Here is a 6,877-nt window from a genome sequence, read left to right on the forward strand (position 1 = left end):
GTCGTGACGGGGGCATCTCGGCTACCGGCAGTCCTGACCTTTGGAAACGGGTCCGTTTCCTAAGCTGTCATGCTCGCACGCTTTCAGTCCTCGCGGTCGGGCTCGGTGAGTTCCGGCGCATTCTCACGGGTCGCCATCCCGCCCTCGCGGCCGTGATCCGCCGGACCCGGGGGGTCACCGTTCGGCCCGTCGTCGTCCTTCTTCGAATGCTTGCCCATCGCAACTCCCTTCGTCGACCGAAGGACTACCCGCGCCGCGCACCGTCGACGCGACGTGAACCCGAGATGGCCCGGGCGTGACGGTTCGGCGTGACGTCCGACGTTCGACGCGTCGGTGTGCCCGGTTCGGGCTATGAATCTAGGAGTGAGCAGCCACGTGAACCTGACCCAGCAGGAAAGTTCCTTGATCGGCGAGAGTCACCCCGAGGCCCTGACGCGCATGGACGAGCAGTCGCTGAAGGACTTGCAGAGCCGCCTCAGGCAAGCGCGGGAGAAGAACTTCAGCTTGTTGCGGCGGCAGGGTGCGGCCCGGGTGGAGGCCGAAGGCGCCCGCGGCGCGGTCCAGCCGGCCAGCGAGAAGCGCGGCGAAAAGGTGGAGATCTTCGACGCGGCGCTGGCCCGGGTGAGCGAGCGGCTGGGTTCCATAGCTGACGCCGGGCAGCCGGACAGCTAGACCGCAGCGGCCAAGTAGGCGACCAGCGGGCGAAAATTCATGGTTTAGAAGTGGCATGCGTTGGGCACACAGCGCCATGATTGCGCGTCGCTTTTCCCGCTTCCTCGGTTGTGCGGTGGTCGGGGTGTCAAGCGCTGGCGCTTCGGTCCTTGCTTCCGCGATCCCGGTCGCCTCCGCCGGGCCGTGTCCGGACGTCCAGGTGGTGTTCGCCCGCGGTACCGACGACCCTCCGGGTCTTGGGCCGACCGGACAGGCATTCGTCGATTCCGTGCGCCCGCGCCTCGGCGCCAATTCGCTCGACGTGTATCCCGTCGACTACCCCGCCACCCATGACTGGACAAGCGCGGGGGAGGCGGGCGTCAGGGACGCGGGCGCCCACGTCGTCTCGATGGCCCGCGACTGCCCCAACACCAAGATGGTGCTCAGCGGCTATTCCCAGGGGGCCGCCGTGATGGGCTTCGTGACGTCGGCCGCGGTACCGGCCGGGATCGATCCGGCGAGCGTACCCAAACCGATGGACCCCGAGGTGGCCAACCACATCTCCTCGGTCGTGCTGTTCGCATTGCCCAGCGACAAGGCGATGAGCTTCTTCGGCGAGCCACCGGTCGTCATCGGCCCGCTCTATCAGGCCAAAACCATCCAGGTATGCGCTCCGGGGGACCCGATCTGCTCCGAGGGAATGAATTTCGCCGCGCACGACACGTACTCGACCAACACGGCGATGATTGACCAGGGTGCCGCGTTTGCGGCCGGTCGCCTTGGCGAAGGCCCCCGCGGTCCGGTGGGTGTAAGTCCCGGCGCGCCGACGACCGCCGTCGCGTTCCCGGGCCCCGCCCGTTGACTCGGGCTCGGGTCACGTGAGCCAAATCGAATATCAAGGCGCACAACCGCTTCCGCGTCCAAGTCGGATCGAGCGGCGGTGGGTTCGGACCGGCGCGAGCATAATCGGGTGGTGGACTCACACCGCGACGTCGTAGCGCAATTTCGCCGGCTCCATCAAGAGGGGTGTTTCGTCATCCCGAATCCGTGGGACGCCGGCTCCGCGATCGCGCTCGCCCGGCTCGGCTTCCCGGCGCTGGCCACGACGAGCGCCGGCCTGTGCTTCGCGCGCGGTCTGCCGGACACGGTGACCGCCCTCTCCGTCGACGACGCACTGGACAACATCGCCGAAATCGTGGCCGCGGTCAGCGTTCCCGTCAACGCGGACTTCCAGGCCGGTTACGCCACCGACGCCGGGGAGCTCGCCGACAATGTGGCGCGCTGCGTGGCCACCGGCGTGGCCGGGCTCTCCATCGAGGACGGCACGGGCAGCGACCGGGCGCCGCTCTTCGGACTGGCCGAGGCCACCGATCGCGTTCGCGCCGCGCGTTCGGCGATCGACGACTCGGGCGCCGACGTCATGTTGGCCGGCCGCGCGGAGTGCTTCCTCTACGGCCACCCCGATCCGCTCGCCGAGGCCATCAGGCGGCTGCAGGCCTACGCCGAGGCGGGAGCCGAGGTGCTCTTCGCACCCGGCATTCGTAAGAAAGAGGACATCGCGGCCCTCGTCGACGCGGTGCGGCCGTATCCGGTCAACGTTCTGGTGTCGTCCGACACGGGGTCGACCGTGACCGATCTCGCGCAGCTAGGGGTGCGACGGATCAGCGTGGGCTCGGCCTTCAGCCGGGTCGCGTGGGGTGCGTTCCTGGCCGCCGCGCGAAAGCTGATCGAGGACGGGTCCTTTGGGGGACTGGCAGGAGCCAGCGGCTTCGACGAGCTCAATGGGCTGTTCACGGAACGTTCGAGCTAGGACACCTTCCGGAGATCGGCGAGGGAATTCTTCAGCCCACCGTCCAGCCGGATCTGCACCGCCGCCACCGCGACCATCACCGCGGCGGTCACCAGGTGCACGACGCCGTCGGTGACGTTGTTGGGGAAGGTGAAGACGAAGGCGACCTGGTGCGAAAAGAAGGCCCAAATGCCCGGCAGCGCACCGGCTATCGCGGCGATCAACAGATAGAGCACGGCCCACGACTTGCGCATCGCGAACACCAGACCCGGGGCGAACAGGGCGAGGCCGGCGACGGCGTGCCAGCCGTTGTAATCCATGCCGAGCAGTTGAACGGTCGGCGCCGTTGGCCCCGTGGCGAAGCTGGGATTGATGACGAGGCCGGCCACCGCCTGGACGACATGGAAAGCGCAGATGATCAGCAGCCCGATCTGGGCGAAACTCCACCTCACATTGCACCTCCTTGTGCACGGTGGGATAGCCCGAATACTACGCGCGGTAGTAGACCGTGACAACGGGTGCGGGCGCGATCGCTACGAAGTGCTGTTCCGTTCGATCCATTGGGTCATCGCGTCTTCGAGCGCGGTCGCGACCTCCACGCCGGCCGCGTCGGCGGCCTGCTCGAACCGCTCGACCAGCTCGGTGTGGATTGAGGCGCCCAACTTGGTGCGCGGCGGTTTCGGCTTCGGCGGCAGGTCTACGGGCACATGTCGCGCGACGGAGGCGTCGATGATTTCGCGAAGCGCGGGTATCTCGTCGAGCGCTTTGGTGAGTTCGTCGCGTTCGATGCGCAAGACCTCCGCCGGCCCCATCGTCGTCACGGTCGCGGAACGCAGTTTGCCCCGGTGCAGCGCCGATTCGCCGATCACCTCACCCGGCCCGAGCACGGCGATGCGGTCCCGGCCCGCGTAGACGCCCACCTCTCCGCTGAGCAGGATGTAGCAGGAGTCCGAGGGCGTCTGCTCGTGAATCAGCGGCAACGGGGCCGACGTCGAAGTGCGGTGAGCCACCCGGGCGAGGCGCTGCAGTTCGGCATCCGAGAACTTCTCGAAGGTGGCGTACTGGCGTAGCCGACGAGCGTCTTCCAGATATTGCTTCTCGTCGGCCTTCATAGCGAACTCCTGACGTGCGATGTGACGCTACATCGAGGAGCGTAACGCGGATGGGCGGCGTAACTCTAGATCCGGCCCCCGCCGGAAGACGTCGCAGTCAGTTCCGCCCGGGAAGCCTCATCACCGCACGCACCACAGGAACCAGCGACTTCTGCCACAGCGTGCTCGGAATGCCAAGGGGCGGATCGAGATTGAACACGCGGGCGGTTGCGATCGTCTGCGATTCGGTGTACTTCAGCAGTCCCTCGGGACCGTGCCGCCGGCCCACCCCGGACTGGCCCATCCCGCCCATCGGCGCGCTGAGGCTGCCCCAGGCGAACGCGTAACCCTCGTTGACGTTCACGGTCCCCGAGCGCAGCCGGGCGGCGATCTGCTGGCCCTCCGCGGAGGAGCCGGCGAACACGCTGGCGTTGAGCCCGTACTCGGTGTCGTTGGCCTTCTCGACCGCCTCGTCGACGTCGGCGACCGGGTAGATCGACACCACCGGCCCGAACGTCTCGTTGGCCGCGCACTCCATCTCGGGCGTTACGTCGGTGAGCACCGTCGGCTCGTAGAACAGCGGCCCGATGTCGGGTCGGGCTTTGCCGCCGGCAACCACCTTGGCGCCCTTGGCCTTTGCGTCGTCCACGTGGTCCGTCACGGTGTCCAGCTGCCCCCCGGAGATCAAGCTGCCCATGTCCACCGAGAAGTCATAGGCGGTCCCCAGCTTCATGCTCCGCACCGCGGCGCCGAACTTGCCGACGAATTCGTCGGCGATGTCCTTCTCGACATAGATCCGTTCGATGGAGATGCACAGCTGGCCCGCGTTGGAAAAGCATGCCCGGGTGGCCGCCTTGGCGGCCTTGTCGAGGTTGGCGCCCCGCGTGACGATCATCGCGTTCTTGCCCCCGAGCTCGGCGGAGAAGCCGATCAGCCGGCGGCCCGCGTGCTCGGCGAGTTGCCTGCCGGTGGCGGTTGAGCCGGTGAACATCAAGTAGTCGCAGTTGTCGATGATCGCCGTGCCGACCACCGAACCCGGCCCGGGGACGATCGCGTAGAGCGCGCGCGGCAGGCCGGCCTGATAGAGCAGCTCGGCGCAGGCCAGCGCGCAATACGGGGTCTGGCTGTCCGGCTTGAGTACCACCGCGTTGCCGGCCAGCAGTGCGGGCACCGAATCCGACGCCGTCAGCGTCATCGGGTAGTTCCACGGCGAAATGACCCCGACGACGCCCTTGGGCTGGTAACAGACCGTGGTCTTGCCGACGCCCGGGAGCAGCGACTGCACCGTGCGCGGCTTGAGCAGGTCGGCGGAGACCCGCACGTAGTAGTTCGCGTTCGCCATCAGGTCGACGATTTCTTCCTGCGCCGCCCAGCGGGCCTTGCCGGCCTCGGCCTGCAGCAGGTCCATCAGGAACTCGCGGTGCTCGACCACCAGGTCGCGATAGCGGCTGATGACGTCGATGCGCTCGGCGACGGGACGCGCCGCCCACTCGATCTGGGCCGCGCGCGCTTCGGCGAACGCCGCCTCGACGTCGTCGGCCGTCCCGATCGGGATCGTGGTCAGGGGTTTACCGGTGAAGACCTCGTCGATCGTCTTCGTCGGGCGCGCGGCGAGATCCTTGATCGCGGCCAGCTGACGCAAGCGGTCGAACACCTCGGCTGACGGTGCGGGCATGTCGTTACCTCCCAATGAGCACGGCGGCCAGGCCACCAGCCTATCCGTCTGGAACGCCGCGGCGGCCGTCACATGCGCCCGTACGCGAGCGCCATGACAAGGAAGAGCGCTGCGAACAGGAGCAACATCATTGCCAACGGGTCGATCAGCTCGAACAGCATGTGATCACAACCGCCCGATGCCGGGCACTAGTTGGTGCTCGCGAGGTAGGCCCCGTACGGCACCGCGTCCAGCAGCGTGACGGTCAGCCCGACGCCGCTGGGCAGTAGGTAGGCGCGCCGCTCACCGGGACGTGCGCCCGCGATCGCGGAGCCGAGCGGGGAATTGGTCGAGTAGACCTCCACGTCGCCGTGCTCGGCGCCGCGGGCACCCAGCAGGAAGGTCTCGATGTCGCCGGTGTCGTCGTAGCGCACCGTCAAAACCATGCCGGGTTCGGCGATTCCGTCGTCGGGGGGATCCTCGCCGACTACGGCGTGGGCCAACAGATCCTGAATCCGTTGCATCCGCAGCCGCCAGGCGCGCCGCACCGCGACGGCGTTCCCATCGGCGTCATCGCCGACCGCGTCGCCGTCGCAGAGTTCGCGCAGGGTGGCCAGTTCTTGCCGCAGCCGCACGTAGGCCTGCGGCGTAAGCCAAGTGGGTTGCACGCTGGTCATGTTCGTTTCCTTTCTCATGCGTCAGCGAGGATCAATGGTCCCCTACGGGACACGTTGCGCGCCTTGGCATTGCGTGATGGGCCGGGGTAGGGAGCCGCGTTGAGCAGCGTCACGAGCCGGCCCGTCTCGTGGGGGATCGCGTAGATGCGTTGCTCGCCGGGGCGAGCGCCGGCGATGCACCGGCCCAGCGGCGACGCCATCGAATACACGTTGATGTCTGCGTCCTCGGCGCCGCGGCGGCCGAGCAGCAGCGTCTCCGTTTCACCGCTGGCGTCGTAGCGAATGGTCAGCACCATGCCCGGGCCCGCGGTCCTTTCGCGCGCGGGGTCGTCACGGACGGCGGCGGTGGCCAACAGGTCTTCGATCTCGCGGATGCGTTCCCGCCGCGCCGCGGGGCGCGCCGCGCGGTCACCGCCGTAATCCATGGCGTCGTCGGGGACTTCGATGCTGCGCTGGGAGCGCAACGCGGCGAGTTCGTCCTGTAATCGGCGGCGCTGCCGCGAAGTGATGTAGGCCGGGGTGAAACGGGTCATCTGTTATTTCCTTCCTCGAGTAGGGGTGTCGTCAGGGGCGGGCCGTCGTGTGGCAGCCGTCCCTGACGACGCGAAGCCCGCGCCGGGCAGGTCTTGATCGGGCCGTGTTGCGCCAGATACGCTGTGCGTCAACCAATCTCCGTTTTCAGGCCTCGACTCTTAACTCCATGGTGACCCATGTTGCGGTCGGGGCGCTTGCCCGGATCGAACAATGCCGGTGTGGGCCATTGTCGAGGGCCGACAACACGCTCGCCGTATCGCCGCCCTCAGCTCACTGCGGGCCGACGAGCCGGTCGAAGTCGTGTTGCCATCTCGCGTAACGGATTCGGTCGAGGGCATAGCGGGCGCCGGCGAAGGAGGCCGCGACGGGCAGGGTCACGGCGAGCCAGATCGCCACGGCGATCGCGACCGCCTCGTCGGCCGGTGACATCTTCGGCCGGGTAACCGGCGCGCCCCGGTCGTCGACCCAAATGTCTATCTGG

Annotated in this window: 9 protein-coding genes and 1 pseudogene; 3 read left to right on the forward strand and 7 right to left on the reverse strand. The window is 67.8% G+C overall.

The features are described from left to right. Positions 1 to 83: 83 nt before the first annotated feature. A complete protein-coding gene (locus A5701_RS29130; RefSeq protein ID WP_255369262.1) occupies positions 84 to 218 on the reverse strand; it encodes a hypothetical protein in 135 nt (44 codons plus the stop codon). 145 nt (positions 219 to 363) lie between these two features. Here A5701_RS29130 and A5701_RS07575 point away from each other — a divergent pair, with 145 nt between their 5' ends. The 3 genes from A5701_RS07575 (at position 364) to A5701_RS07585 (ending at position 2,461) form a co-directional block, all read left to right on the forward strand. Then, entirely contained in the window at positions 364 to 672 is a 309-nt protein-coding gene (locus tag A5701_RS07575; RefSeq protein ID WP_231969347.1) for a hypothetical protein, read from the forward strand. A gap of 76 nt (positions 673 to 748) precedes the next feature. Next, positions 749 to 1,513, forward strand: a complete 765-nt coding sequence (locus A5701_RS07580; protein ID WP_067750412.1) for a cutinase family protein — start codon at positions 749 to 751, stop codon at positions 1,511 to 1,513. A gap of 111 nt (positions 1,514 to 1,624) precedes the next feature. After that, positions 1,625 to 2,461, forward strand: a complete 837-nt coding sequence (locus A5701_RS07585; RefSeq protein ID WP_067750430.1) for an isocitrate lyase/phosphoenolpyruvate mutase family protein — start codon at positions 1,625 to 1,627, stop codon at positions 2,459 to 2,461. On the opposite strand, the gene A5701_RS07590 is transcribed toward A5701_RS07585, so the two are convergent. The 6 genes and pseudogenes from A5701_RS07590 to A5701_RS28515 form a co-directional block, all read right to left on the reverse strand. Next, positions 2,458 to 2,892, reverse strand: coding sequence for a DUF4383 domain-containing protein (locus A5701_RS07590; RefSeq protein ID WP_067750414.1), 435 nt, complete (start codon positions 2,890 to 2,892; stop codon positions 2,458 to 2,460). The genes A5701_RS07585 and A5701_RS07590 overlap by 4 nt on opposite strands. Before the next feature lie 81 nt (positions 2,893 to 2,973). Further along, positions 2,974 to 3,552 (reverse strand): cyclic nucleotide-binding domain-containing protein, encoded by a 579-nt coding sequence (locus tag A5701_RS07595; protein WP_067750416.1) that lies wholly within the window; start codon positions 3,550 to 3,552, stop codon positions 2,974 to 2,976. Between the two features lie 97 nt (positions 3,553 to 3,649). Continuing rightward, positions 3,650 to 5,206, reverse strand: coding sequence for a succinic semialdehyde dehydrogenase (locus A5701_RS07600; RefSeq protein ID WP_067750417.1), 1,557 nt, complete (start codon positions 5,204 to 5,206; stop codon positions 3,650 to 3,652). A 188-nt stretch (positions 5,207 to 5,394) separates the two neighbouring features. After that, positions 5,395 to 5,862: a GreA/GreB family elongation factor gene (locus A5701_RS07605; RefSeq protein WP_067750419.1), complete on the reverse strand. Its 468-nt coding sequence runs from the start codon at positions 5,860 to 5,862 to the stop codon at positions 5,395 to 5,397. A 14-nt stretch (positions 5,863 to 5,876) separates the two neighbouring features. After that, positions 5,877 to 6,395 (reverse strand): GreA/GreB family elongation factor, encoded by a 519-nt coding sequence (locus A5701_RS07610; protein ID WP_067750421.1) that lies wholly within the window; start codon positions 6,393 to 6,395, stop codon positions 5,877 to 5,879. A gap of 271 nt (positions 6,396 to 6,666) precedes the next feature. Then, positions 6,667 to 6,877 (reverse strand): annotated as a pseudogene (locus tag A5701_RS28515) (hypothetical protein); the annotation flags it as partial.

Source organism: Mycobacterium sp. E3305 (assembly GCF_001666785.1).
In the GTDB taxonomy this organism is placed as follows: domain Bacteria; phylum Actinomycetota; class Actinomycetes; order Mycobacteriales; family Mycobacteriaceae; genus Mycobacterium.

What these genes read in the sequence shown, in the direction of transcription:
- A5701_RS07580 (WP_067750412.1), top strand. Translation starts at nt 749, where the DNA reads ATGATTGCGCGTCGCTTTTCCCGCTTCCTCGGTTGTGCGGTGGTCGGG.
- A5701_RS07605 (WP_067750419.1), bottom strand. Translation starts at nt 5,862, where the DNA reads ATGACCAGCGTGCAACCCACTTGGCTTACGCCGCAGGCCTACGTGCGG.
- A5701_RS07600 (WP_067750417.1), bottom strand. Translation starts at nt 5,206, where the DNA reads ATGCCCGCACCGTCAGCCGAGGTGTTCGACCGCTTGCGTCAGCTGGCC.
- A5701_RS07610 (WP_067750421.1), bottom strand. Translation starts at nt 6,395, where the DNA reads ATGACCCGTTTCACCCCGGCCTACATCACTTCGCGGCAGCGCCGCCGA.
- A5701_RS07595 (WP_067750416.1), bottom strand. Translation starts at nt 3,552, where the DNA reads ATGAAGGCCGACGAGAAGCAATATCTGGAAGACGCTCGTCGGCTACGC.
- A5701_RS29130 (WP_255369262.1), bottom strand. Translation starts at nt 218, where the DNA reads ATGGGCAAGCATTCGAAGAAGGACGACGACGGGCCGAACGGTGACCCC.